The organism is Serratia sp. BNK-4, from assembly GCF_048685115.1.
Lineage (GTDB): Bacteria > Pseudomonadota > Gammaproteobacteria > Enterobacterales > Enterobacteriaceae > Serratia > Serratia bockelmannii.
In genome coordinates this window covers 4,381,328-4,406,740 of sequence record NZ_JBLQTM010000001.1, presented here as the reverse complement: position 1 = coordinate 4,406,740, position 25,413 = coordinate 4,381,328, and the positions used below count along the sequence as shown (strand labels likewise).

General features: G+C 54.6%; 24 protein-coding genes, 2 tRNA genes and 4 rRNA genes. 24 read left to right on the top strand and 6 right to left on the bottom strand.

The window, feature by feature from the left end; translation table 11 throughout:
* Positions 1-4: 4 nt before the first annotated feature.
* The 10 genes from secY (at position 5) to ACMGGW_RS20895 (ending at position 5,728) form a co-directional block, all read left to right on the top strand.
* Positions 5-1,336, top strand: a complete 1,332-nt coding sequence (secY, locus tag ACMGGW_RS20940) for a preprotein translocase subunit SecY (RefSeq protein WP_004929740.1) — start codon at positions 5-7, stop codon at positions 1,334-1,336.
* A gap of 33 nt (positions 1,337-1,369) precedes the next feature.
* Positions 1,370-1,486 carry a 50S ribosomal protein L36 gene (gene rpmJ / locus ACMGGW_RS20935; protein ID WP_002227352.1) on the top strand — a complete coding sequence of 39 codons (117 nt, stop codon included), beginning with the start codon at positions 1,370-1,372 and terminating at the stop codon, positions 1,484-1,486.
* A 148-nt stretch (positions 1,487-1,634) separates the two neighbouring features.
* On the top strand, positions 1,635-1,991 hold the full coding sequence (gene rpsM, locus ACMGGW_RS20930; RefSeq protein WP_004929734.1) for a 30S ribosomal protein S13: 357 nt from the start codon (positions 1,635-1,637) through the stop codon (positions 1,989-1,991).
* A gap of 16 nt (positions 1,992-2,007) precedes the next feature.
* Positions 2,008-2,397, top strand: a complete 390-nt coding sequence (rpsK, locus tag ACMGGW_RS20925; protein WP_004929731.1) for a 30S ribosomal protein S11 — start codon at positions 2,008-2,010, stop codon at positions 2,395-2,397.
* 30 nt (positions 2,398-2,427) lie between these two features.
* Positions 2,428-3,048 carry a 30S ribosomal protein S4 gene (rpsD, locus tag ACMGGW_RS20920; RefSeq protein ID WP_025304496.1) on the top strand — a complete coding sequence of 207 codons (621 nt, stop codon included), beginning with the start codon at positions 2,428-2,430 and terminating at the stop codon, positions 3,046-3,048.
* A 25-nt stretch (positions 3,049-3,073) separates the two neighbouring features.
* The gene (locus ACMGGW_RS20915) at positions 3,074-4,063 is read left to right on the top strand and encodes a DNA-directed RNA polymerase subunit alpha (protein ID WP_002919219.1); all 990 of its coding nucleotides are present in this window, start codon (positions 3,074-3,076) and stop codon (positions 4,061-4,063) included.
* A 40-nt stretch (positions 4,064-4,103) separates the two neighbouring features.
* Positions 4,104-4,493, top strand: a complete 390-nt coding sequence (rplQ, locus tag ACMGGW_RS20910; RefSeq protein WP_004929726.1) for a 50S ribosomal protein L17 — start codon at positions 4,104-4,106, stop codon at positions 4,491-4,493.
* Between the two features lie 148 nt (positions 4,494-4,641).
* The gene (locus ACMGGW_RS20905; protein ID WP_049208531.1) at positions 4,642-5,016 is read left to right on the top strand and encodes a DUF1992 domain-containing protein; all 375 of its coding nucleotides are present in this window, start codon (positions 4,642-4,644) and stop codon (positions 5,014-5,016) included.
* The gene (gene zntR / locus ACMGGW_RS20900; RefSeq protein WP_016930321.1) at positions 5,016-5,447 is read left to right on the top strand and encodes a Zn(2+)-responsive transcriptional regulator; all 432 of its coding nucleotides are present in this window, start codon (positions 5,016-5,018) and stop codon (positions 5,445-5,447) included. Before ACMGGW_RS20905 ends, zntR begins: the two co-directional genes overlap by 1 nt.
* A 74-nt stretch (positions 5,448-5,521) precedes the next feature.
* Positions 5,522-5,728 (top strand): alternative ribosome-rescue factor A, encoded by a 207-nt coding sequence (locus ACMGGW_RS20895; protein WP_033639242.1) that lies wholly within the window; start codon positions 5,522-5,524, stop codon positions 5,726-5,728.
* 57 nt (positions 5,729-5,785) lie between these two features.
* On the opposite strand, the gene mscL is transcribed toward ACMGGW_RS20895, so the two are convergent.
* The 5 genes from mscL to def form a co-directional block, all read right to left on the bottom strand.
* Positions 5,786-6,202, bottom strand: a complete 417-nt coding sequence (mscL, locus tag ACMGGW_RS20890) for a large-conductance mechanosensitive channel protein MscL (RefSeq protein ID WP_025304493.1) — start codon at positions 6,200-6,202, stop codon at positions 5,786-5,788.
* Positions 6,203-6,339: 137 nt separating this feature from the next.
* A complete protein-coding gene (gene trkA, locus ACMGGW_RS20885; protein ID WP_004929716.1) occupies positions 6,340-7,716 on the bottom strand; it encodes a Trk system potassium transporter TrkA in 1,377 nt (458 codons plus the stop codon).
* Between the two features lie 55 nt (positions 7,717-7,771).
* A complete protein-coding gene (gene rsmB / locus ACMGGW_RS20880) occupies positions 7,772-9,061 on the bottom strand; it encodes a 16S rRNA (cytosine(967)-C(5))-methyltransferase RsmB (RefSeq protein WP_197832648.1) in 1,290 nt (429 codons plus the stop codon).
* Between the two features lie 72 nt (positions 9,062-9,133).
* Positions 9,134-10,078, bottom strand: coding sequence for a methionyl-tRNA formyltransferase (gene fmt, locus ACMGGW_RS20875; protein WP_197832649.1), 945 nt, complete (start codon positions 10,076-10,078; stop codon positions 9,134-9,136).
* A gap of 17 nt (positions 10,079-10,095) precedes the next feature.
* A complete protein-coding gene (def, locus tag ACMGGW_RS20870) occupies positions 10,096-10,605 on the bottom strand; it encodes a peptide deformylase (RefSeq protein ID WP_015379260.1) in 510 nt (169 codons plus the stop codon).
* A gap of 133 nt (positions 10,606-10,738) precedes the next feature.
* Here def and dprA point away from each other — a divergent pair, with 133 nt between their 5' ends.
* From dprA to aroE, 5 genes are read left to right on the top strand one after another with little or no spacing between them, the layout of a single operon-like run.
* Complete coding sequence (gene dprA / locus ACMGGW_RS20865) at positions 10,739-11,860, top strand: DNA-protecting protein DprA (RefSeq protein ID WP_043138824.1); 1,122 nt, start codon at positions 10,739-10,741, stop codon at positions 11,858-11,860.
* Positions 11,832-12,305, top strand: coding sequence for a DUF494 family protein Smg (gene smg, locus ACMGGW_RS20860; protein ID WP_025160381.1), 474 nt, complete (start codon positions 11,832-11,834; stop codon positions 12,303-12,305). Before dprA ends, smg begins: the two co-directional genes overlap by 29 nt.
* Before the next feature lie 25 nt (positions 12,306-12,330).
* On the top strand, positions 12,331-12,876 hold the full coding sequence (locus ACMGGW_RS20855; RefSeq protein ID WP_025304489.1) for a type I DNA topoisomerase: 546 nt from the start codon (positions 12,331-12,333) through the stop codon (positions 12,874-12,876).
* Positions 12,877-12,883: 7 nt separating this feature from the next.
* Positions 12,884-13,453: an L-threonylcarbamoyladenylate synthase type 1 TsaC gene (gene tsaC, locus ACMGGW_RS20850; RefSeq protein WP_049203938.1), complete on the top strand. Its 570-nt coding sequence runs from the start codon at positions 12,884-12,886 to the stop codon at positions 13,451-13,453.
* 11 nt (positions 13,454-13,464) lie between these two features.
* Entirely contained in the window at positions 13,465-14,283 is an 819-nt protein-coding gene (aroE, locus tag ACMGGW_RS20845; RefSeq protein WP_025304487.1) for a shikimate dehydrogenase, read from the top strand.
* A 37-nt stretch (positions 14,284-14,320) separates the two neighbouring features.
* Here aroE and ACMGGW_RS20840 read toward each other — a convergent pair whose 3' ends face one another.
* Positions 14,321-14,863 carry a gamma carbonic anhydrase family protein gene (locus ACMGGW_RS20840; RefSeq protein WP_025304486.1) on the bottom strand — a complete coding sequence of 181 codons (543 nt, stop codon included), beginning with the start codon at positions 14,861-14,863 and terminating at the stop codon, positions 14,321-14,323.
* Positions 14,864-15,369: 506 nt separating this feature from the next.
* Here ACMGGW_RS20840 and ACMGGW_RS20835 point away from each other — a divergent pair.
* The 9 genes from ACMGGW_RS20835 (at position 15,370) to aceA (ending at position 25,374) form a co-directional block, all read left to right on the top strand.
* A 16S ribosomal RNA gene (locus tag ACMGGW_RS20835) occupies positions 15,370-16,911 on the top strand.
* A 139-nt stretch (positions 16,912-17,050) separates the two neighbouring features.
* A tRNA-Glu gene (locus ACMGGW_RS20830) sits at positions 17,051-17,126 on the top strand.
* A 234-nt stretch (positions 17,127-17,360) separates the two neighbouring features.
* Positions 17,361-20,268 (top strand): 23S ribosomal RNA (locus ACMGGW_RS20825).
* Between the two features lie 104 nt (positions 20,269-20,372).
* Positions 20,373-20,488 (top strand): 5S ribosomal RNA (gene rrf, locus ACMGGW_RS20820).
* Between the two features lie 14 nt (positions 20,489-20,502).
* Positions 20,503-20,578 (top strand) — tRNA-Thr (locus ACMGGW_RS20815).
* 46 nt (positions 20,579-20,624) lie between these two features.
* Positions 20,625-20,740: ribosomal RNA gene (gene rrf / locus ACMGGW_RS20810) — 5S ribosomal RNA — on the top strand.
* Together the 16S, 23S and 5S rRNA genes with 2 tRNA genes alongside form the textbook arrangement of a ribosomal RNA operon.
* A gap of 382 nt (positions 20,741-21,122) precedes the next feature.
* Positions 21,123-22,052, top strand: a complete 930-nt coding sequence (gene metA, locus ACMGGW_RS20805) for a homoserine O-acetyltransferase MetA (protein WP_033644374.1) — start codon at positions 21,123-21,125, stop codon at positions 22,050-22,052.
* Between the two features lie 374 nt (positions 22,053-22,426).
* Positions 22,427-24,025, top strand: coding sequence for a malate synthase A (aceB, locus tag ACMGGW_RS20800; RefSeq protein ID WP_025304484.1), 1,599 nt, complete (start codon positions 22,427-22,429; stop codon positions 24,023-24,025).
* Between the two features lie 41 nt (positions 24,026-24,066).
* Complete coding sequence (aceA, locus tag ACMGGW_RS20795; protein WP_025304483.1) at positions 24,067-25,374, top strand: isocitrate lyase; 1,308 nt, start codon at positions 24,067-24,069, stop codon at positions 25,372-25,374.
* Positions 25,375-25,413: the final 39 nt, after the last annotated feature.

The following is a 25,413-nucleotide window of genomic DNA, read 5'->3' as shown; positions in this document are numbered from 1 at the left end:
GCAGATGGCTAAGCAACCAGGATTAGATTTTCAAAGTGCTAAAGGCGGGCTCGGCGAGCTGAAGCGCAGACTTTTGTTTGTCATCGGCGCGCTGATTGTCTTCCGCATCGGCTCTTTCATTCCGATTCCTGGTATCGATGCCACTGTGCTTGCCAAATTGCTTGAGCAGCAGAGAGGCACTATCATTGAAATGTTTAACATGTTCTCTGGTGGTGCCCTCAGCCGTGCTTCTATCTTTGCTCTGGGGATCATGCCGTATATCTCGGCATCGATCATTATCCAGCTGCTGACGGTGGTTCATCCAGCGTTGGCGGAAATCAAGAAAGAAGGGGAGGCTGGTCGTCGTAAGATTAGCCAGTACACCCGTTACGGTACGCTGGTATTGGCCATATTCCAGTCGATTGGTATTGCTACCGGTCTGCCGAATATGCCTGGTATGCAGGGCCTGGTGTTAAATCCAGGCTTTGCATTCTACTTTACTGCGGTTGTGAGCCTGGTAACCGGGACAATGTTCCTGATGTGGCTGGGTGAGCAGATTACTGAGCGCGGTATCGGCAACGGTATCTCGATCATTATCTTCGCGGGTATTGTAGCGGGGCTCCCGCCGGCAGTGGCCCATACTATCGAGCAAGCACGGCAAGGCGACCTGCACTTCCTCCTGCTGCTGTTGGTTGCAGTATTGGTGTTTGCAGTAACCTTCTTCGTTGTTTTCATCGAGCGTGGTCAACGTCGTATCGTCGTTAACTATGCGAAGCGTCAACAAGGTCGTCGTGTTTATGCAGCACAGAGTACACATTTACCGTTGAAAGTGAACATGGCGGGTGTTATCCCGGCGATTTTCGCTTCCAGCATTATTCTGTTCCCGGCCACGATTGCATCATGGTTTGGGGGCGGTACCGGTTGGAACTGGCTGACTACGATTTCGCTGTATTTGCAGCCAGGGCAACCGCTTTATGTGTTACTCTATGCGTCTGCAATCATCTTCTTCTGTTTCTTCTACACGGCGTTGGTTTTCAACCCGCGTGAGACAGCAGATAACCTGAAGAAGTCCGGTGCCTTCGTACCAGGAATTCGTCCGGGAGAGCAAACGGCGAAGTATATCGATAAAGTAATGACGCGTTTAACCCTGGTGGGCGCGATGTACATTACTTTCATCTGCCTGATCCCGGAGTTCATGCGTGATGCAATGAAAGTACCATTCTACTTTGGTGGTACCTCGCTACTGATCGTGGTTGTCGTCATCATGGACTTTATGGCTCAAGTGCAAACTCTGATGATGTCAAGTCAGTACGAGTCTGCATTGAAGAAAGCAAATCTGAAAGGCTATAACCGCTAGTCAGATTCGTTTGAGAAGTTACGGAGAGTAAAAATGAAAGTTCGTGCTTCCGTCAAGAAATTATGTCGTAACTGCAAAATCGTTAAGCGTAACGGTGTCGTTCGTGTGATTTGCAGCGCCGAGCCGAAGCATAAACAGCGTCAAGGCTGATTATCTCGCATATTTTTCTTGCAAAGTTGGGTTGAGCTGGCTAGATTAGCCAGCCAATCTTTTGTATGTCGCACTGCAACATTATTTGAGTATCCTGAAAACGGGCTTTTCAGAATGGTGTTGCTGTATAAAATAGTAGGAGTGCATAGTGGCCCGTATAGCAGGCATTAACATTCCTGATCATAAACATACCGTTATCGCCTTAACGTCGATCTTCGGTATCGGTAAAACCCGTTCACAGGCTATCTGTGCATCCACGGGTATTGCTGAAAATGTTAAGATCAGTGAGCTGTCTGAAGAGCAAATCGAAAAGCTTCGTGATGCAGTTGCCAAATACACCGTTGAGGGTGATTTGCGTCGTGAAATTACCCTGAGCATCAAGCGTCTTATGGACCTTGGTTGCTATCGTGGTTTGCGTCATCGTCGTGGTCTGCCGGTACGCGGTCAGCGCACCAAGACCAACGCTCGTACCCGTAAGGGTCCGCGCAAGCCGATCAAGAAATAATCGGGGTTATTGAATAATGGCAAAGGCACCTGTTCGTACACGTAAGCGTGTAAGAAAGCAAGTCTCTGACGGCGTGGCTCATATCCATGCTTCTTTCAACAACACCATCGTTACCATCACTGATCGTCAGGGTAATGCTTTGGGTTGGGCAACAGCCGGTGGTTCCGGTTTCCGTGGTTCTCGTAAGTCCACTCCGTTCGCAGCACAGGTTGCAGCAGAACGTTGTGCCGACGCAGTAAAAGAATACGGTATCAAGAACCTGGAAGTTATGGTTAAAGGACCTGGTCCTGGTCGTGAGTCTACTATCCGCGCTCTGAACGCGGCTGGTTTCCGCATCACTAATATTACTGATGTGACTCCGATCCCTCATAACGGTTGTCGTCCGCCGAAAAAGCGCCGCGTGTAACGCAGCTTTTAGGATTGTTGGAGAAAGAAAATGGCAAGATATTTGGGTCCTAAGCTCAAGCTGAGCCGTCGTGAGGGCACAGACCTGTTCCTTAAGTCTGGCGTTCGCGCGATCGATTCCAAGTGTAAAATTGAACAAGCACCTGGTCAGCACGGTGCGCGTAAACCGCGTCTGTCTGATTACGGTGTTCAGTTGCGTGAGAAGCAGAAAGTTCGCCGTATGTACGGCATTCTGGAGCGTCAATTCCGTAACTATTACAAAGAAGCAACCCGCCTGAAGGGCAACACCGGTGAAAACCTGTTGCAGCTGCTGGAAGGTCGTCTGGACAACGTTGTTTACCGTATGGGCTTCGGCGCTACTCGTGCAGAGTCACGTCAGCTGGTTAGCCACAAAGCAGTTATGGTAAACGGTCACGTTGTTAACATCGCTTCTTATCAGGTATCTCCGAATGACGTAGTCAGCATCCGCGAGAAAGCTAAAAAGCAGTCTCGTGTTAAAGCTTCTCTGGAGCTGGCTGAGCAGCGTGAAAAGCCGACTTGGCTGGAAGTTGATGCTGCTAAGATGGAAGGCGTGTTCAAGCGTATGCCTGAACGTACCGATCTGTCTGCGGACATTAACGAACACCTGATCGTCGAGCTTTACTCCAAGTAAAGCTTAGTACCAAAGAGAGGACACAATGCAGGGTTCTGTGACAGAGTTTCTAAAACCGCGCCTGGTAGATATCGAGCAAGTCAGTTCGACGCACGCCAAGGTGACCCTTGAGCCTTTAGAGCGTGGCTTTGGCCATACTCTTGGCAACGCACTGCGCCGTATTCTGCTTTCATCTATGCCGGGTTGCGCGGTGACCGAGGTTGAGATTGATGGTGTACTGCATGAGTACAGCACCAAAGAAGGCGTACAGGAAGATATCCTGGAGATCCTGCTCAACCTGAAAGGGCTGGCGGTGAGAGTTCAAGGCAAAGACGAAGTTATTCTTACCCTGAATAAATCTGGCATTGGCCCTGTGACCGCTGCCGACATCACCCATGATGGTGATGTCGAAATCGTCAAGCCTCAGCACGTGATTTGCCACCTGACTGATGAGAACGCGGCTATCAGCATGCGTATCAAAGTTCAGCGCGGTCGCGGTTATGTGCCGGCTTCTGCCCGAATTCATTCGGAAGAAGATGAGCGCCCAATCGGTCGTCTGTTGGTTGACGCCTGCTACAGCCCTGTAGAGCGTATCGCCTACAATGTTGAAGCTGCGCGTGTAGAACAGCGTACTGACTTGGATAAGCTGGTCATCGAGATGGAGACCAATGGCACGATCGATCCTGAAGAGGCGATCCGCCGTGCGGCCACCATTCTGGCTGAACAACTTGAAGCTTTCGTTGACCTGCGTGATGTACGTCAGCCGGAAGTTAAAGAAGAGAAACCAGAGTTCGATCCGATCTTGCTGCGCCCTGTTGACGATCTGGAATTGACTGTCCGCTCTGCTAACTGCCTCAAGGCAGAAGCTATCCACTACATCGGTGATCTGGTACAGCGTACCGAGGTTGAGTTGCTGAAAACGCCAAACCTGGGTAAAAAATCTCTTACCGAGATTAAAGACGTGCTGGCCTCACGTGGTCTGTCTCTGGGCATGCGCCTGGAAAACTGGCCGCCGGCAAGCATTGCTGACGAGTAACCGGATCACAGGTTAAGGTTTTACTGAGAAGGATAAGGTCATGCGCCATCGTAAGAGTGGTCGTCAACTGAACCGTAACAGCAGCCATCGCCAGGCTATGTTCCGTAACATGGCCGGCTCTTTGGTTCGTCATGAGATCATCAAGACGACCCTGCCAAAAGCAAAAGAGCTGCGTCGCGTTGTTGAGCCGCTGATTACTCTTGCCAAGACCGACAGCGTAGCTAATCGTCGTCTGGCATTCGCCCGTACTCGTGATAACGAGATCGTGGCAAAACTGTTTAACGAGCTGGGCCCGCGTTTCGCGAGCCGTGCCGGTGGTTACACTCGCATTCTGAAGTGTGGCTTCCGCGCAGGCGACAACGCGCCGATGGCATACATCGAGCTGGTTGATCGTGCTGAGTCTCAAGCAGAAGTGGCAACTGCAGAGTAATCTGTAGACGCGTAAAAAAACCGGGCTTGCCCGGTTTTTTTACGTCCAAATCCAGCCAAATGTGCGCAATTCCCCCGCTGTGCTTAAGATCCTCGCCCCTATCCGCTATGCTAAGGCTTAATCATTAGGCTAACCGAGGCTGTTTGCCATGGGGTTGCTCGATCAATGGGCGGAACGTCATATCCTTGATGCCCAAGATAAAGGCGAGTTCGACAATTTGCCCGGCCAGGGACAACCATTAGCGCTGGAAGACGATAGCGCGGTGCCGGCTGAACTGCGCGCCGGTTACCGTCTGCTGAAAAATGCCGGTTACTTGCCACCGGAACTGGAAGATCGCAAAGAGGCGCTAACTGTTGCTCGCTTACTGCAAGGGATCAACAGTGAGCATCCAGACTATGTCGATCTCAGCAAGCGCATGTTGCTGTTGGAACATCGATTGCGTCAGGCTGGGATGAGCACGGATTTCTTGCATGGTGAATATCAATGCGCACTGGATGGCAAGTTCACCCGAGAGGAGCAGTAATGTTCAAGATAGGTCAGTTGGCCAAGCTTGCCGAAGTAACGCCTGATACCGTGCGTTACTATGAAAAGCAGGGCATGATGGATCACAATGTCCGCACCGAGGGCGGTTATCGACTCTACACCGAGCAGGATCTTCAACGGCTGCGCTTTATTCGCTATGCTAAGCAGTTGGGATTTACTCTGGAAACGATCGCTGAGCTGCTGTCGATCCGCGTCGATCCTGAGCATCATACCTGCCAGGAGTCAAAGTCGATCGTTGATGCGCGCCTGAGCGAAGTGGAAAGCAAGTTGGCTGAGCTGACGCGTATGCGTGAATCGTTGAAGCGGCTGAGCGACGCCTGCTGTGGCACTGCCCATACCAGCAATTATTGTTCGATCCTGGAAGCTTTGGAACAGGGCGCCAGCGATGACAAAGGCAAAAAAGGTTGCTGACGGCACTTTAATTTTTATATTGCCGGCAGTATTATCGCCCCGTTTTATCCCTCATATTTTACAGGAGCATTATCATGACGAAATATCGTCACACCAAAGGCCAGATTCAAGATAACGCCATTGAGGCGCTGCTGCATGATCCTCTATTCCGTCAGCGGGTAGAAAAGAATGTGAAAGGTAAAGGCAGCTATCGGCGTAAAGAAAAACACAACAAAGGCGGTAACTGGGAGGCCAGTGGTAAACTATCAAGCGATAATTTACCACTGGCCTTCTGGTTTTAAGTATTAAAAAAGCCACCTTCATCAGGTGGCTTTTTATTGGCATAACCAAACGCTGTCTTACAGTTTTGGCTGCTGTTGCTGGCTCAGCAAATCACGGATTTCCGTCAGCAGTTTCTCTTCTGCGGTAGGTGCCGGCGGCGCTGCGGGCGCTTCTTCTTGTTTGCGGCGCATTTTGTTCATCAATTTAATCGCCAGGAAGATGGCGAAGGCGACAATCACGAAGTCGAATACGGTTTGGATGAATGAACCGTAGTTCATTACCACCGCCGGTACGGCGCCCTGAGCTTCACGTAATACCAGATGGAACTGTTTAAAGTCGACGCCGCCGATCAGTAAGCCCAGCGGTGGCATGATGATATCAGCCACGAAGGACGAAACGATCTTGCCGAATGCGGCACCGATAATCACACCGACGGCCAGATCGACCACGTTGCCACGCATGGCAAATTCGCGAAACTCTTTCAACATACTCATAGAACGCACCCCTTGCAGAATTAATAACTCAAGTTTAACAAAGCAATTTCCCTTTGCCACAAAAGGAGAGAAGTTTTATCTCCTCCCAAGGCAGAGAACAACCACGCGATTATAGACCATAGCCAAATAAATTCGTTCTACAAGAAGAACGGGCTCGGTTGGAACAAGCGTTCAACGTCAGGCACGAATTTCTTGTCGGTAATAAACATGATGACGTGATCGCCCTGTTCGATTTTGCTGTTGCCGTTGGCAATGATCACGTCGTCGCCACGCACGATCGCACCGATGGTCGTCCCCGGTGGCAACTTGATATCTTCGACGATGCGGCCGACCACTTTGGACGTGCTTTCATCGCCGTGGGCAATCGCCTCGATCGCTTCCGCCACGCCGCGGCGCAGCGACGAAACGCTGACGATATCCGCTTTGCGCACGTGCCCCAACAGGGCGGAGATGGTCGCCTGCTGCGGCGAAATGGCGATATCAATCACGCTGCCCTGCACCAGATCGACATAGGCGCGGCGCTGGATCAATACCATTACCTTCTTGGCGCCCATGCGCTTAGCCAGCATGGCGGACATGATGTTGGCCTCATCGTCGTTGGTGATGGCGATGAAAACATCCACCTGCTCGACGTGCTCTTCGGCCAGCAGTTCCTGATCGGAGGCATCGCCGTAGAACACGATGGTATCGTGCAGCTGTTCGGCGAGTTCGGCGGCGCGTTGCTGATTCCGCTCGATCAGTTTGACGTTGTAGTCTTTTTCCAGCTTGGCGGCCAGGCCGGCGCCGACGTTGCCGCCGCCGACGATCATGATGCGCTTATACGGTTTTTCCAGCCGCTGCAGTTCGCTCATCACCGCGCGGATGTGCTGTGAGGCGGCGACGAAGAACACTTCATCACCGGCTTCGATAATGGTCGAGCCTTGCGGACGGATCGGCCGATCCTGGCGGAAAATAGCGGCGACGCGGGTGTCAATATGCGGCATGTGTTCGCGCATTGAAGAGAGCGCATTGCCGACCAGCGGGCCGCCGTAATAGGCTTTAACCGCGGCGATGCTGACCTTGCCTTCGGCGAAGTTAACCACCTGCAGTGCCCCGGGGTACTCAATCAGCTTGTAGATATAGTCAATGACCAGCTGCTCCGGCGAAATCAGATGGTCGATTGGCACCGCTTCCGGCAGGAACAGTTTCTCCGACTCGCGGATGTATTCCGGCGCGCGGATGCGGGCGATACGGTTGGGAGTATTAAACAGAGAATAGGCGATCTGGCAGGCGATCATGTTGGTTTCGTCGGAGTTGGTGACGGCAACCAGCATGTCGGCGTCTTCTGCGCCGGCTTCGCGCAGCACCCGAGGGTGGGAGCCATGTCCCTGAACCACCCGAAGATCGAATTTATCCTGCAGCTGACGTAACCGGCCGGAATCGGTATCGACGACGGTGATGTCGTTGTTTTCACCCACCAGGTTTTCCGCCAGCGTCCCGCCAACCTGACCGGCACCAAGAATAATTATTTTCATCGTGTTCTCTGCTTCACACTGAAAGACTCAGGGCGCGCGAGCACGCCCTGAAGAATTACATTTTAATCAGCTTAGCGTAAAAGAAGCCATCGCCGTCCTCGGGATGCGGGATATTCTGCCGCCCTGGCCGCTGCGCATCGCCGGTTTCAACCAGCGTGGCATCGGCGTGGCGCTGCAAGAACGCGGCGATCTGGCTGCTGTTTTCATCCGGCAGGATAGAGCAGGTGGCGTAAACCATCACGCCGCCCGATTTCAGATGCGGCCAGACGGCTTCCAGGATCTCGGCCTGAAGCGCGGCGAGTTCGGCGATGTCGCGATCGCGGCGCAGCCATTTGATGTCGGGGTGACGGCGGATCACGCCGGTAGCGGAACAAGGCGCGTCCAACAGGATACGGTCGAACTGTTTGTCATCGCACCATTGTTGCGGAGTGCGGCCATCGCCCAGCTTAACTTCTGCGTGCAAACGCAGGCGCTGCAGGTTTTCCTTCACCCGTGCCAGACGCTGTTCGTCGATATCGACGGCCATGACGTGTGCTTTCGGCGCCGCTTCCAGAATATGCGTGGTTTTGCCGCCAGGAGCGGCGCACAAATCGAGGATCTGTTCGCCGTCTTGCGGATCCAACAGATCGACACAGCCCTGGGCTGAGGCATCTTGCACGGTGACCCAGCCGTCGGCGAACCCAGGTAGATCGGCCACGGCGCAAGGCGCCAGCAACCGCACTGCGTCGGCATAGTCTGCATGAGGCTCCGCGGCGATGCCGGTGTCGGTCAACAGCTGTAGGTAAGCTTCGCGGCTGTGATGCAGGCGGTTGACGCGCAGCCACATTGGTGGCTTCTGGTTATTGGCGTCGACGATCTGTTCCCAGTTGGCGGGATAAGCTTGTTGAATGCGTTTCAGCAACCAGCTCGGGTGCAGATAGCGGCTGTCGTTGTTGGCAGCGCGCTGTAGCAGCTCTTCCTGCTGGCGCTGGAACTGCCGCAAGACACCGTTAATCAGGCCTTTCAACTGCGGGCGTTTCAGCGCTACCGCGCCTTCCACGGTTTCTGCCAGCACGGCGTGCGCCGGGATACGGGTATACAACAGCTGATACAAGCCGACCATCAGCAAATAGTGCAGCGTACGCTGCTTGCCGGTCAGCGGCTTGGCCATCAATTGTTGAATACACCATTCAAGCTGCGGCAGTACACGTAACGTGCCGAAGCACAGTTCCTGCAGCAACCCGCGGTCTTTATCGCTGATGGAGGTTTGCAGTGTCGGCAGGACAGTGCTTAGCGACTGCCCTTGATCCAGTACCTGGCCGATGGCTTTGGCAGCGATGCTGCGGAGATTGTAATTATTTTTCATAGGCTGAAGCTGATAACGATCGGCATTAAGAAAATAACGGCCCGACGATGAACGGCCGGGCTGTGGGGTGACTTACAGCCGGTTACCCGGGGTAAACCATTCACGACGTGAATTTAATAGGTCTTGCGCCAACATCGGTTTCTTGCCGGCGGGCTGCAGTTGGATCAGGTTGAGGATACCGTCGGCAGTCGCCACCTGAATACCGTGCTTGTCGGCATGGACAACGGTGCCTGGCTCCGCGTTGGCGCTTTGCGCCAGTACGCTGGCCTGCCACACTTTCACCGGTTGATCGTCGATGGTGAAATAGCTGACCGGCCAAGGGTTGAAGGCGCGGATGCAGCGCTCCAGCTGTGCGGCGGACAGTGTCCAGTCCAGACGAGCTTCTTCTTTGCTCAGTTTCTCGGCGTAGGTGACCAGCGCTTCATCCTGAACTTCGCGGGTGGCGCTGCCGTCTGCCATGTGGTGCAGCGTAGTCAACATGCCCTGCGGGCCGAGCTGTGCCAGCTTGTCGTAGAGACTGGCGCTGGTATCGCTGCTCTCAATCGGGCAAGCAATCTTGTGCATCATGTCACCGGTATCGAGACCGACGTCCATCTGCATGATGGTCACGCCGGTTTCGCTGTCACCGGCCCAGAGCGAACGCTGGATCGGCGCCGCGCCGCGCCAGCGAGGCAGCAGCGAGCCATGTACGTTGATGCAACCGAGACGCGGCATATCCAGCACCGCCTGCGGCAGGATCAGCCCGTAGGCCACTACCACCATCACGTCGGCGTTGAGATCGGCCACCAGGCGCTGGTTCTCTTCGGGACGCAGCGATTTGGGCTGAAATACCGGCAGTTGGTGCTGCTCGGCCAGCACTTTGACCGGGCTGGGCGTCAGCTTGTTGCCGCGGCCTGCCGGGCGGTCGGGCTGGGTAAAAACGCCGACAATCTGGTGCTCAGATGACAACAGCGCGTCAAGATGACGCGCTGCGAAGTCTGGTGTTCCGGCGAAAATAATCCGTAAAGAGTCAGACACGTTGATTTCCTGATCGGTTAGGCGCGGGCTTGAAGCTTGGCCATTTTTTCCAGTTTCTGACGAATGCGCTGACGCTTGAGCGGCGACAGGTAATCGACGAACAGTTTGCCCATCAGGTGATCCATCTCGTGCTGGATGCAGATCGCCAACAGGTCGTCCGCTTCCAGTTCGAAAGGTTTGCCTTCACGATCCAGTGCGCGGATCTTCACCTGCGCGGCGCGCGGCACTAACGCACGCTGCTCGGGAATGGAAAGACAGCCTTCCTCGATGCCGGTTTCGCCGCTTTTTTCCAGCAGCTCCGGGTTGATCAGCACCAGGCGCTGATCGCGATTCTCGGAGACGTCGATCACGATAATGCGCTGATGGATATCCACCTGAGTCGCAGCCAAGCCAATGCCTTCCTCTGCGTACATGGTTTCAAACATATCATCCACGATGCGCTGGATATCTGCATTGACTTCTTTTACCGGCGCTGCGACTTTGCGCAGACGCTCGTCTGGGAAATGTAATACCTGCAAGACTGACATATATCTTTAGATCTGTATCCGAGTAATGAACGAGGTTTAACCTCTATTCTAGACATTTCCCGACCTGATTGACAGCATTGTGCACCAATTGCTCAGATTGGTAATACCACCGTTTTTGCTGAGGGAACAGACGATGCGGCCGGAAGAGATCGCTTTACGGATGCGAGGGGTAACGGGGCTACAGACCGTCGTGGCCAGCCGGATCGTGCAGCAGCTATCGCAAATGGGTTGCGAGCCTCGCCGCGTGCTGCATGAGCTGGGATTGAACGAACGGCAGCAGACGCAGTTCAACCAGTTGGATCCCGGTTATCTGTCGGCCAGCCTGCGTTGGTTGGAGCTGCCGGCGCACCGTATGCTGAACTATGGGGCGGCCGGCTATCCCGAACGCCTGGCCCAGATCGACGATGCGCCGCTATTTTTGCTGATCGAGGGCGATCCTCAGGCATTGTTGCACCCGCAGCTCGCCATGGTTGGCAGCCGGCAGTTCAGCCACTACGGCGAACGTTGGGCTAACCATTTTGCCGAGGAATTGGCGCGTTGCGGCTTCACCATCACCAGCGGTCTGGCTATCGGCATCGACGGTATTTGCCATCGTGCGGCGCTGGCGGCCGGTGGCTGCACGATTGCGGTGTTGGGTAGCGGGCTGGGCAATATCTATCCGCGCCGGCACCGCCGGCTCGCGGAGCAGATAGTCGAGCAGGGCGGCGCTGTGATTTCAGATCATTTAGTCACCGACTTGCCTCTGGCCGACCATTTTCCTCGCCGTAACCGTATTATCAGCGGGCTCAGCCTGGGCGTTCTGGTCATAGAGGCTTCGCTGCGCAGCGGTACCTTGGTGACGGCTCGCTATGCGTTGGAGCAGGGGCGTGAGGTGTTCGCCTTGCCTGGGCCATTGGGAAACCCGATGAGTGAGGGTACGCATTGGTTAATCCAGCAGGGTGCGCATCTGGTCACCGGGCCGAAAGATATCGCCGAATTGCTGGGAAGCGGCCTTCAATGGCTGTCACTGAACGAAAATACAACTATTTGTGCGTCGCAGGCTGAAGTTGAATTGCCATTTGCCGATGTGTTGGCTAACGTAGGAGATGAGGTGACACCTGTTGACGTCGTCGCTGAACGTGCCGGCCAACCTGTGCCAGTGGTGGTAATCAAGTTACTCGAACTGGAGTTAGCAGGGTGGATCGCAGCTGTACCCGGCGGCTATGTCCGAATAAGGAGGGCAAGCCATGTTCGACGTACTCATGTACTTGTTTGAAACTTATATCCACAATGAACCAGAGATGCGCGTCGATCAGGATCAACTGACCGATGATCTCGCTCAGGCGGGGTTTCATCGGGATGATATCTACAACGCGTTGAATTGGCTTGAGAAGTTGGCTGACCTGCAAGAAGGTCAAAATGCCCCTTACTTTATGGATGCCGATCCGCTGGCAATGCGGATCTATACCGAAGAGGAAGGTGCGCGTTTGGACGCCGGCTGCCGTGGTTTTCTCCTGTTCCTGGAACAGATTCAGGTATTGAACCTCGAAACCCGTGAAATGGTTATCGATCGCGTTATGGCTTTGGATAATGCGGAATTCGATCTCGAAGATCTGAAATGGGTCGTGTTGATGGTGCTGTTTAATATCCCCGGATATGAAAGCGCCTATCAGCAAATGGAAGAACTGTTGTTTGAAGTGAACGAAGGTTATCTGCATTGAGCCGATAACGCGCATAGAAGACGTTATGACAAAAAACGCGATTTTTGCCGCCAGGCAAAATGAACCCTGCCCGGAATGCGGGGCCGAGCTGGTGATCCGTAGCGGTCGCCACGGCCCCTTCCTCGGCTGTTCCCAGTATCCTGAATGCCAATATATTCGCCCGCTGAAAGCGCAGGCCGATGGGCATATCGTCAAAGTGTTGGATGGGCAACCGTGCCCGAAGTGTCAGGCGACGTTGGTGCTGCGCCAGGGGCGCTATGGCATGTTTATCGGATGCAGCGATTATCCGCAATGCGATCACACTGAAGTGATCGATAAGCCTGATGAAACCGCCATTACCTGTCCGCAGTGCGGCCAAGGCAAACTGCTGCAGCGCAAGTCGCGTTACGGCAAGGTTTTTCATTCCTGCGATCGTTACCCGGAATGCCAGTTCGCCCTCAATGTTAAACCTGTCGCCGGTGAATGCGCCTATTGCCATTATCCGCTGCTGATGGAAAAGCGCACGGCAAAAGGGCCCGTCCTGTGCTGCGCCAGCAAGCTGTGCGGAAAACCCGTCGCGACTACAGAATAATCACATCATGAACTCAGAATTAAGCCCGAACCTTTTATCTATCATCGATGCTTTGCATCAACAGCAGGTGATTGCCTATCCTACCGAAGCCGTATTCGGCCTGGGTTGCGATCCCGACAGCGAACAGGCGGTCAATGCATTGCTGGCGCTGAAACAGCGGCCGTGGGAAAAGGGGCTGATTCTGATCGCCGCCGACTATGCGCAGCTTAAACCTTATATCGACGACAGTGCGCTCAGCGAACAGCAGCGCACGACGATGTTTGCCAGCTGGCCTGGGCCGGTAACCTGGGTGTTGCCTGCTCGCCCGGAGACGCCACGTTTGTTGACCGGGCGCTTCAGCTCGCTGGCGGTGCGCGTCAGCGATCATCCGTTGGTGCAGCTGCTGTGCCGGCAGTACGGCAAGCCGCTGGTGTCGACCAGCGCCAATCTCAGCGGGCTGGAGCCGTGCCGCAGTGCCGATGAGGTTACACGGCAATTCGGCGAAGCTTTCCCGGTATTGGCCGGCGAGGTGGGCGGCCGTCTTAATCCTTCCGAAATCAGAGATGTTCTGACCGGCGAACAGATCCGTCAGGGCTAGAGGTAATAGGCATGGAGAAGTTTGCGGTATTTGGCAACCCTATCGGCCACAGCAAGTCGCCGCGAATTCATGCGCTGTTTGCTGCCCAGACCGGCATTGAGCATCCTTATGGAACAGTGCTGGCGCCGCTGGACGGTTTTGAAACCAGCCTGCAGGCGTTTATTCATGCCGGAGGGCTGGGAGCGAACGTCACGGTGCCTTTCAAGGAGCGAGCTTATTCGGCCGCTTCTGAGCTGAGCGAGCGCGCAGCGATGGCTGGTGCGGTCAATACTCTGAAGGTGTTGCCGAATGGCGATCTATTGGGGGATAACACCGACGGCATCGGTTTGCTGACCGATCTGCAGCGTCAGCAATTGATCCGGCCGCAGGATCGCATTCTGCTGGTGGGCGCCGGCGGTGCGGCGCGCGGTGTGATCCTGCCGCTGCTGTCTTTCGGCTGCCGGTTAACAATCACCAACCGTACCTTCAGCCGGGCCCAAGAGTTGGCCGACGCTTTCCGGCATCTGGGGGAGATCTCGGCGGCGCCGATGGATCAATGTGATCAGCAAGCGTTCGATCTGGTGATCAATGCGACGGCGTCCGGCATCAGCGGGGAGGTCCCGGCGTTGCCTGCGGGCGTAGTTAACGCGCAAACCCGTTGCTATGACATGTTTTATCAGCAGGGCGTCACGCCGTTTCTAGCCTGGGCGCAGAAGCAGGGGGCAACGGAATATGCCGATGGGCTGGGTATGCTGGTGGGGCAGGCGGCGCATGCCTTCCTGCTTTGGCACGGCGTAATGCCAGAGATCGAGCCGGTATTGCGCCAGCTGCGCAGCGAACTGGCGGCATAAATCCCGCCCCGTTCTCTTTATAGGGAACGGGGGGCTGTCAGATGTCTTCCGACAGGTATTCATCTTTCCAGCGTACATAGTTGTTCGAAGAATAAAGCAACCCTTCCAACTCGGCGGCGGTTAACGGCCGAATCTGGCGTGCCGGGCTACCCATATAGAGATAGCCGCTGGCCAGACGTTTGCCTGGCGCCACTAAACTGCCGGCGCCAATCATCACGTCGTCTTCTATTACTGCACCGTCCAACAGGATCGATCCCATACCGACCAGCACTCGGTTGCCGATGGCGCAGCCGTGCAGCATCGCTTTATGGCCCACGGTCACGTCTTCTCCAATCAGCAGGGGATAACCGTCAGGGTTATGTTCGGAGCGATGAGTCACGTGCAGTACGCTGCCGTCCTGAATATTGCTGCGTGCGCCGATCTTTACCGCATTGACGTCGCCGCGGATGGCGACCAGCGGCCAGATACTGACGTCATCCGCCAGATCGACGTCGCCGATGACGACGCTGGAAGGATCGATCAGGACGCGCTGACCGAGTTTAGGGGTGTATTGAAGATAAGAACGTACTGCATCGGACATAGTGCTGCCTCACCTCGGGATCATATTTACCGGCAATACTAGACTCTGACGATGGAATTACAACCAATCTCAGCGCCGGATCCTGCGGAAAATGGCCCTGATCGCACAAGATCCACCCGGAAGGGCTGAAAAGTGTGCAAACAGAAAGAAAAGATCAAAAAAGGGGTTGTGCAAAAAACTCGGATCCCTATAATGCGCCTCCATCGACACGGCGCAAGTGATTCACTTCACACAGCGGCCGGGAAGAAAGAGAAAAAATCCTGAAAATTAGGGTTGACTCTGAAAGAGGAAAGCGTAATATACGCCACCTCGAGTTAGCAAGCGAAAGCGCCTAACTCACTGCTCTTTAACAATTTATCAGACAATCTGTGTGGGCACTCCACAAGACGATATCCAGCATCTTCGGATGCAAAAAAATATCAAGTCTTGAAGAGTGACTAACTGAAGTAAAATTCATGCAGTAAATCTTTGAGCATCGCTTCTCGAGTGGAAGCAAATCAAGCTTTTAATTGAAGAGTTTGATCATGGCTCAGATTGAACGCTGGCGGCAGGCTTAACACATGCAAGTCGAGCGGTAGCACAAGAGAGCTTGCTCTCTGGGTGACGAGCGGCGGACGGGTGAGTAATGTCTGGGAAACTGCCTGATGGAGGGGGATAACTACTGGAAACGGTAGCTAATACCGCATAACGTCGCAAGACCAAAGAGGGGGACCTTCGGGCCTCTTGCCATCAGATGTGCCCAGATGGGATTAGCTAGTAGGTGGGGTAATGGCTCACCTAGGCGACGATCCCTAGCTGGTCTGAGAGGATGACCAGCCACACTGGAACTGAGACACGGTCCAGACTCCTACGGGAGGCAGCAGTGGGGAATATTGCACAATGGGCGCAAGCCTGATGCAGCCATGCCGCGTGTGTGAAGAAGGCCTTCGGGTTGTAAAGCACTTTCAGCGAGGAGGAAGGTGGTGAACTTAATACGTTCATCAATTGACGTTACTCGCAGAAGAAGCACCGGCTAACTCCGTGCCAGCAGCCGCGGTAATACGGAGGGTGCAAGCGTTAATCGGAATTACTGGGCGTAAAGCGCACGCAGGCGGTTTGTTAAGTCAGATGTGAAATCCCCGGGCTCAACCTGGGAACTGCATTTGAAACTGGCAAGCTAGAGTCTCGTAGAGGGGGGTAGAATTCCAGGTGTAGCGGTGAAATGCGTAGAGATCTGGAGGAATACCGGTGGCGAAGGCGGCCCCCTGGACGAAGACTGACGCTCAGGTGCGAAAGCGTGGGGAGCAAACAGGATTAGATACCCTGGTAGTCCACGCTGTAAACGATGTCGATTTGGAGGTTGTGCCCTTGAGGCGTGGCTTCCGGAGCTAACGCGTTAAATCGACCGCCTGGGGAGTACGGCCGCAAGGTTAAAACTCAAATGAATTGACGGGGGCCCGCACAAGCGGTGGAGCATGTGGTTTAATTCGATGCAACGCGAAGAACCTTACCTACTCTTGACATCCAGAGAACTTAGCAGAGATGCTTTGGTGCCTTCGGGAACTCTGAGACAGGTGCTGCATGGCTGTCGTCAGCTCGTGTTGTGAAATGTTGGGTTAAGTCCCGCAACGAGCGCAACCCTTATCCTTTGTTGCCAGCGGTTCGGCCGGGAACTCAAAGGAGACTGCCAGTGATAAACTGGAGGAAGGTGGGGATGACGTCAAGTCATCATGGCCCTTACGAGTAGGGCTACACACGTGCTACAATGGCATATACAAAGAGAAGCGACCTCGCGAGAGCAAGCGGACCTCATAAAGTATGTCGTAGTCCGGATTGGAGTCTGCAACTCGACTCCATGAAGTCGGAATCGCTAGTAATCGTAGATCAGAATGCTACGGTGAATACGTTCCCGGGCCTTGTACACACCGCCCGTCACACCATGGGAGTGGGTTGCAAAAGAAGTAGGTAGCTTAACCTTCGGGAGGGCGCTTACCACTTTGTGATTCATGACTGGGGTGAAGTCGTAACAAGGTAACCGTAGGGGAACCTGCGGTTGGATCACCTCCTTACCTAAAGATATTGATTCGAGTGGCGTGCTCACACAGATTGTCTGATGAAAAGTAACGAGCAAAGCGCTACCTGTTGATGCCATGAGTCATTCATGCTGATACGAACCGATTAAGTTATTCAGTTTAATCGGATTTTCGTGTCCCCATCGTCTAGAGGCCTAGGACACTGCCCTTTCACGGCTGTAACAGGGGTTCGAATCCCCTTGGGGACGCCATTCCGATAATGAGTGAAAGACATTATCACCGGTTAGCGATAACCGAAAAAATCTTAAAGATGACTTGCGAGTCATGTTTAAGATATTGCTCTTTAACAATCTGGAACAAGCTGAAAATTGAAACATGACGGCTGAAATTTATCCCTCCGTAGATGTACTGGGATGAAGAGTAACCTGTCATAGAGTCTCTCAAATGTTTGCAGCGCGAACGATGGAAACATCTTCGGGTTGTGAGGTTAAGTGACTAAGCGTACACGGTGGATGCCTAGGCAGTCAGAGGCGATGAAGGGCGTGCTAATCTGCGAAAAGCGTCGGTAAGGTGATATGAACCGTTATAACCGGCGATACCCGAATGGGGAAACCCAGTGTGTTTCGACACACTATCATGTCATGAATACATAGTGGCATGAGGCGAACCGGGGGAACTGAAACATCTAAGTACCCCGAGGAAAAGAAATCAACCGAGATTCCCCCAGTAGCGGCGAGCGAACGGGGAGGAGCCCAGAACCTGAATCGGCTTGTGTGTTAGTGGAAGCGTCTGGAAAGTCGCGCAGTAAAGGGTGATAGCCCCGTACACTAAAATGCACAGGTCGTGAGTTCGATGAGTAGGGCGGGACACGTGACATCCTGTCTGAATATGGGGGGACCATCCTCCAAGGCTAAATACTCCTGACTGACCGATAGTGAACCAGTACCGTGAGGGAAAGGCGAAAAGAACCCCGGCGAGGGGAGTGAAATAGAACCTGAAACCGTGTACGTACAAGCAGTGGGAGCACCTTCGTGGTGTGACTGCGTACCTTTTGTATAATGGGTCAGCGACTTATATTTTGTAGCAAGGTTAACCGTATAGGGGAGCCGTAGGGAAACCGAGTCTTAACTGGGCGAATAGTTGCAAGGTATAGACCCGAAACCCGGTGATCTAGCCATGGGCAGGTTGAAGGTTGGGTAACACTAACTGGAGGACCGAACCGACTAATGTTGAAAAATTAGCGGATGACTTGTGGCTGGGGGTGAAAGGCCAATCAAACCGGGAGATAGCTGGTTCTCCCCGAAAGCTATTTAGGTAGCGCCTCGTGAACTCATCTTCGGGGGTAGAGCACTGTTTCGGCTAGGGGGCCATCCCGGCTTACCAAACCGATGCAAACTCCGAATACCGAAGAATGTTATCACGGGAGACACACGGCGGGTGCTAACGTCCGTCGTGAAGAGGGAAACAACCCAGACCGCCAGCTAAGGTCCCAAAGTCATGGTTAAGTGGGAAACGATGTGGGAAGGCATAGACAGCCAGGATGTTGGCTTAGAAGCAGCCATCATTTAAAGAAAGCGTAATAGCTCACTGGTCGAGTCGGCCTGCGCGGAAGATGTAACGGGGCTAAACCATGCACCGAAGCTGCGGCAGCGACGCTTAGGCGTTGTTGGGTAGGGGAGCGTTCTGTAAGCCGTTGAAGGTGGCCTGTGAGGGTTGCTGGAGGTATCAGAAGTGCGAATGCTGACATAAGTAACGATAAAGCGGGTGAAAAGCCCGCTCGCCGGAAGACCAAGGGTTCCTGTCCAACGTTAATCGGGGCAGGGTGAGTCGACCCCTAAGGCGAGGCTGAAAAGCGTAGTCGATGGGAAACAGGTTAATATTCCTGTACTTGGTGTTACTGCGAAGGGGGGACGGAGAAGGCTAGGCTAGCCGGGCGACGGTTGTCCCGGTTTAAGCGTGTAGGGGGTGTGACCTGGTAAATCCGGTTGCATACTAACCCTGAGGCGTGATGACGATGCACTACGGTGCAGAAGTAGTTGATGCCCTGCTTCCAGGAAAATCCTCTAAGCTCCAGGTAACATTAAATCGTACCCCAAACCGACACAGGTGGTCAGGTAGAGAATACCAAGGCGCTTGAGAGAACTCGGGTGAAGGAACTAGGCAAAATGGTGCCGTAACTTCGGGAGAAGGCACGCTGGCATGTAGGTGAAGTCCCTTGCGGATGGAGCTGAAGCCAGTCGAAGATACCAGCTGGCTGCAACTGTTTAATAAAAACACAGCACTGTGCAAACACGAAAGTGGACGTATACGGTGTGACGCCTGCCCGGTGCTGGAAGGTTAATTGATGGGGTCAGCCGCAAGGCGAAGCTCTTGATCGAAGCCCCAGTAAACGGCGGCCGTAACTATAACGGTCCTAAGGTAGCGAAATTCCTTGTCGGGTAAGTTCCGACCTGCACGAATGGCGTAATGATGGCCAGGCTGTCTCCACCCGAGACTCAGTGAAATTGAACTCGCTGTGAAGATGCAGTGTACCCGCGGCAAGACGGAAAGACCCCGTGAACCTTTACTATAGCTTGACACTGAACATTGAGCCTTGATGTGTAGGATAGGTGGGAGGCTTTGAAGCGTGGACGCCAGTCTGCGTGGAGCCATCCTTGAAATACCACCCTTTAATGTTTGATGTTCTAACTCGGCCCCATAATCTGGGGTGAGGACAGTGTCTGGTGGGTAGTTTGACTGGGGCGGTCTCCTCCCAAAGAGTAACGGAGGAGCACGAAGGTTAGCTAATCACGGTCGGACATCGTGAGGTTAGTGCAAAGGCATAAGCTAGCTTGACTGCGAGAGTGACGGCTCGAGCAGGTACGAAAGTAGGTCTTAGTGATCCGGTGGTTCTGAATGGAAGGGCCATCGCTCAACGGATAAAAGGTACTCCGGGGATAACAGGCTGATACCGCCCAAGAGTTCATATCGACGGCGGTGTTTGGCACCTCGATGTCGGCTCATCACATCCTGGGGCTGAAGTAGGTCCCAAGGGTATGGCTGTTCGCCATTTAAAGTGGTACGCGAGCTGGGTTTAGAACGTCGTGAGACAGTTCGGTCCCTATCTGCCGTGGGCGTTGGAAGATTGAGAGGGGTTGCTCCTAGTACGAGAGGACCGGAGTGAACGCACCACTGGTGTTCGGGTTGTCATGCCAATGGCATTGCCCGGTAGCTAAGTGCGGAAAAGATAAGCGCTGAAAGCATCTAAGCGCGAAACTTGCCTCAAGATGAGTCTTCCCTGGGCCTTTAAGGCCCCTGAAGGAACGTTTAAGACTAAGACGTTGATAGGCTGGGTGTGTAAGTGCAGCGATGCATTGAGCTAACCAGTACTAATGATCCGTGAGGCTTAACCTTACAACACCGAAGGTGTTTTGGTGAGACCAAGACGATATTCAGCTTGTTTACAGATTGGATTGACTGGCTTCAGCGATGAAGCGGGTTGATTAAAACAGAATTTGCCTGGCGGCAATAGCGCGGTGGTCCCACCTGACCCCATGCCGAACTCAGAAGTGAAACGCCGTAGCGCCGATGGTAGTGTGGGGTCTCCCCATGCGAGAGTAGGACACTGCCAGGCATCAAATTAAGCGTGCTGATATGGCTCAGTTGGTAGAGCGCACCCTTGGTAAGGGTGAGGTCCCCAGTTCGACTCTGGGTATCAGCACCACTTTATTTAAAGTGGGTTTAGAAGTTCGGCAGAAAAAAAGAATTTGCTTGGCGGCAATAGCGCGGTGGTCCCACCTGACCCCATGCCGAACTCAGAAGTGAAACGCCGTAGCGCCGATGGTAGTGTGGGGTCTCCCCATGCGAGAGTAGGACACTGCCAAGCATCAAATAAAACAACAAGCCTCATGCGAAAGCATGGGGCTTTTTGTTTTGTCTGTTATTTGGTGTTCTGCTCGAGCATGGGCATGCGAAAGGCCCGTCGGGAACGGGCCTTAACGCCGCTTGCGGCGGCCCCGCAGGGGAGAGTCTCAGGATGAGACGAATACTGTAGGACACTGCCAAGCACCAAATAAGCCAAGAGGCCATCCGAAAGGATGGCCTTTTTGCTTTCAGTACCTCTCATCCTCCCTGCCAAAGATCCTGACGCAGTTCGCGCAATGAAACATTTTCACCTTTCCGCTGAATGCTCGACAGCGACGGAAAAAAACGCTATCTTCGGGCATCTAGAAGTCTAAACGTATAAATGGATGTGTGAGGGTTAAGCAATGCCGATTCGTGTTCCTGATGAGTTACCTGCGGTCAATTTCTTGCGTGGTGAGAATGTCTTCGTGATGACATCCTCGCGGGCAAAAACACAGGAAATCAGGCCGCTGAAAGTGCTGATCCTTAACCTGATGCCAAAGAAGATCGAAACGGAAAACCAGTTTCTGCGTCTGTTGTCCAACTCGCCGCTGCAGATTGATATCCAGCTGCTGCGCATCGACAGCCGCGAATCGAAGAATACGCCGGCCGAGCATCTGAATAACTTCTACTGCGACTTCGAGGATATTCAGAATGAGAACTTCGATGGTTTGATCGTCACTGGCGCGCCGCTGGGGCTGGTCGATTTCTGCGATGTTGCCTACTGGCCGCAGATCGAACGGGTGATCGACTGGGCTAAGAACCACGTTACCTCCACGCTGTTCGTGTGCTGGGCGGTACAGGCGGCGTTGAATATTCTGTACGGCATTCCCAAGATGACGCGCGAGGTGAAGCTCTCCGGGGTTTATCCGCACCAAACGCTACAGCAGCATGCGTTGTTGACGCGCGGCTTCGACGAAAGCTTCCTGGCGCCGCATTCACGCTATGCCGATTTCCCGACCGAGGTGATTCGCCAATATACCGACCTGGACATCCTGGCCGAATCCGAGCAGGCCGGCGCCTACCTGTTCGCCAGCAGGGATAAGCGCCTGGCGTTCGTCACCGGCCATCCGGAATACGATACAATGACGCTGGCGGGAGAGTATTGTCGCGACAACGAAGCTGGCCTCGATCCTGCCGTACCGCTCAACTACTTCCCCGATGACAACCCCGCACTGACACCGAAAGCCACCTGGCGCAGCCATGGCCACTTGCTGTTTTCCAATTGGCTCAACTATTACGTCTACCAGATCACGCCTTACGATCTGCGCCATATGAATCCGACGCTCGACTGATCTTTTCTGCCTGCCGGCGGCTGAATCGAGGCCGCCGCACTGCTCACCCTCTGCACGATCTTCTTTTTACTCGTCAATTCTCCCAAAAAACCATTGCTTAACAACGCGTTAGTCCGTCTTTGCAATTTTATTGGAACCGATTTCCTTACCTGTTGACCGTGTTATTTATCCTAACCAATTGATAATAAAGTGTTAATAAAATATTTAATAATAAAATGGAAATGGTTTTTGATTTTTATTTTTTGTTGGGTATTCTTAACGCTATCGGGATGAGATCTGACCAGTTTAGGATCGTTCCATCCGCCCTGATCCACAGTGATTTCTGATGAAAATGCGCCGGTCGCTCGGGCGCAACGATGGGAAGGAGCAAGGTCATGACGCAACAGATAGCAGGCACGGAGTTAAGGTTTACGCAGGGTTTCGCCGCTGCGGAGCGCCAGGTGTTAACGGACGAAGCGGTTGAATTCCTGGCGGACCTGGTGGGGAAATTCACGCCGCGGCGCAACGAGCTGCTGGCGGCGCGTGTCCGCTGGCAACAAAATATCGATCGCGGTGAACTGCCGGGATTTATTTCGGAAACCGCTTCCATTCGTGAAGGTGACTGGCAGATCCGCGGCATTCCGCAAGACCTGCGCGATCGCCGGGTAGAGATCACCGGGCCGGTCGAGCGCAAGATGGTGATCAATGCGTTGAACGCCAACGTAAAAGTGTTTATGGCGGACTTCGAAGACTCGCTGGCGCCAAGCTGGGACAAAGTCATCGACGGTCAAATCAACCTGCACGATGCGGTTAACGGCACCATCTCCTACACCAATGAAGCCGGCAAGATCTACCAGCTGAAACCGAATCCGGCGGTGTTGATCGCTCGCGTGCGCGGCTTGCACCTGCCGGAGAAGCACGTACTGTGGCGTGATGAAGCCATCCCCGGCGGCCTGTTCGATTTCGCGCTGTACTTCTACCACAACTATCGCCAGCTGTTGGCCAAGGGCAGCGGCCCGTATTTCTACCTGCCGAAAACCCAGTCCTGGGAGGAAGCGGCCTGGTGGAGCGATGTCTTCAGCTTTACCGAGGATCGTTTCGATCTGCCGCGCGGCACCATCAAGGCGACCGTGCTGATCGAAACTCTGCCGGCGGTGTTCCAGATGGACGAGATCCTGTATCACCTGCGCGATCACATCGTCGGTCTGAACTGCGGCCGCTGGGATTACATCTTCAGCTACATCAAAACGCTGAAGAACCACGGCGATCGCGTGCTGCCGGATCGTCAGTCGGTAACCATGGAAAAACCTTTCCTCAGCGCCTATTCGCGCCTGTTGATCAAAACCTGTCATAAGCGCGGCGCGTTCGCCATGGGCGGCATGGCGGCGTTTATCCCGAGCAAAGACGCCGAGAAAAATGCCTGGGTGCTGAACAAGGTGCGGGCGGACAAAGAGCTGGAAGCCAACAATGGCCACGACGGCACCTGGGTGGCGCACCCGGGCTTGGCGGACACGGTGATGGAGGTGTTCGGCAACGCATTGGGCGATCGCCAGAACCAGCTGGACGTGCTGCGTGAGCAGGATGCGCCGATCAGCGCCGCCCAACTGCTGGAGCCGTGCGACGGCGAACGCACCGAAGCGGGGATGCGCGCCAATATCCGCGTGGCGGTGCAGTACATCGAAGCCTGGATCTCCGGCAACGGCTGCGTGCCGATTTACGGTTTGATGGAAGATGCGGCGACGGCGGAGATCTCCCGTACGTCTATCTGGCAGTGGATCCACCACGAGAAGAGCCTGAACGACGGGCGCCCGGTCACCAAGGCGCTGTTCCGCCAGATGTTGCAAGAAGAGATGTTGGTGGTGCGTGAAGAAGTAGGGGAAGCGCGCTTTAACGCCGGCCGGTTCGAAGAGGCGGCGCGCCTGATGGAGCGCATCACCACGCAAGATGAATTAATCGATTTCCTGACGCTGCCCGGCTATGAGCTGCTGGCCTGAATTTTCCCAATCAACCCTACATGACTGAAAGGATAAAAATTATGTCTACCTCTCGCTCTCAACAGATCCAGCAGCTGGAACAGGAATGGAAATCGGCCCGTTGGGAAGGCATTACCCGCCCCTATAGCGCCGAAGACGTGATCAACCTGCGCGGTTCGGTCAACCCGGAATGCACCCTGGCGCAAAACGGCGCCGCCAAACTGTGGGCATTGTTGAACGGCAAGGCGCGCAAAGGCTACGTGAACTGCCTGGGCGCGCTGACCGGCGGCCAGGCGCTGCAGCAGGCCAAAGCCGGCGTCGAGGCCATCTACTTGTCCGGTTGGCAGGTGGCGGCCGACGCCAACAGCGCGGCGGCCATGTACCCTGACCAATCGCTGTATCCGGTGGACTCGGTGCCGAAGGTGGTCGAGCGCATCAACAACACCTTCCGCCGCGCCGATCAGATCCAATGGGCGAACCAGATTGAGCCGGGCAGCAAAGGCTACACCGATTACTTCCTGCCGATCGTCGCCGATGCGGAAGCCGGCTTCGGCGGCGTGTTGAACGCCTTTGAGCTGATGAAAGCGATGATTACCGCCGGCGCCGCCGGGGTGCACTTCGAAGATCAGCTGGCGGCGGTGAAGAAATGCGGCCATATGGGCGGCAAAGTGCTGGTGCCGACGCAAGAAGCGATCCAGAAACTGGTCGCCGCGCGCCTGGCGGCCGACGTGCTCGGCGTGCCGACGCTGGTGATCGCCCGTACCGACGCCGATGCGGCCGACCTGCTGACCTCTGACTGCGATCCGTATGACAGCGCCTTCGTCACTGGCGAGCGTACGGCGGAAGGCTTCTTCCGCACCCATGCCGGCGTCGAACAGGCGATCAGCCGCGGCCTGGCCTATGCCCCTTACGCCGATATGGTGTGGTGCGAAACCTCAACGCCGGATCTGGATGCCGCCCAGCGCTTCGCCGACGCCATCCACGCCAAATATCCAGGCAAGCTGTTGGCCTACAACTGCTCGCCATCGTTCAACTGGAAGAAGAACCTCGACGACCAGACCATCGCCCGCTTCCAGCAGGCGCTGTCGGACATGGGCTACAAGTATCAGTTCATCACGCTGGCGGGCATCCACAGCATGTGGTTCAACATGTTCGACCTGGCGCACGCCTATGCGCAGGGCGAGGGGATGAAACACTACGTCGAGAAGGTGCAGCAGGCGGAGTTCGCCGCGGTGGATCGCGGTTACACCTTCGCGTCGCACCAGCAGGAGGTGGGTACCGGCTACTTCGACAAGGTCACCACCGTCATTCAGGGCGGCGCCTCTTCGGTCACCGCGCTGACCGGTTCGACGGAAGAACAGCAGTTCTGATGCGGCAAGCTTGAAGACGTTTCACCCGGAGCCTGCATG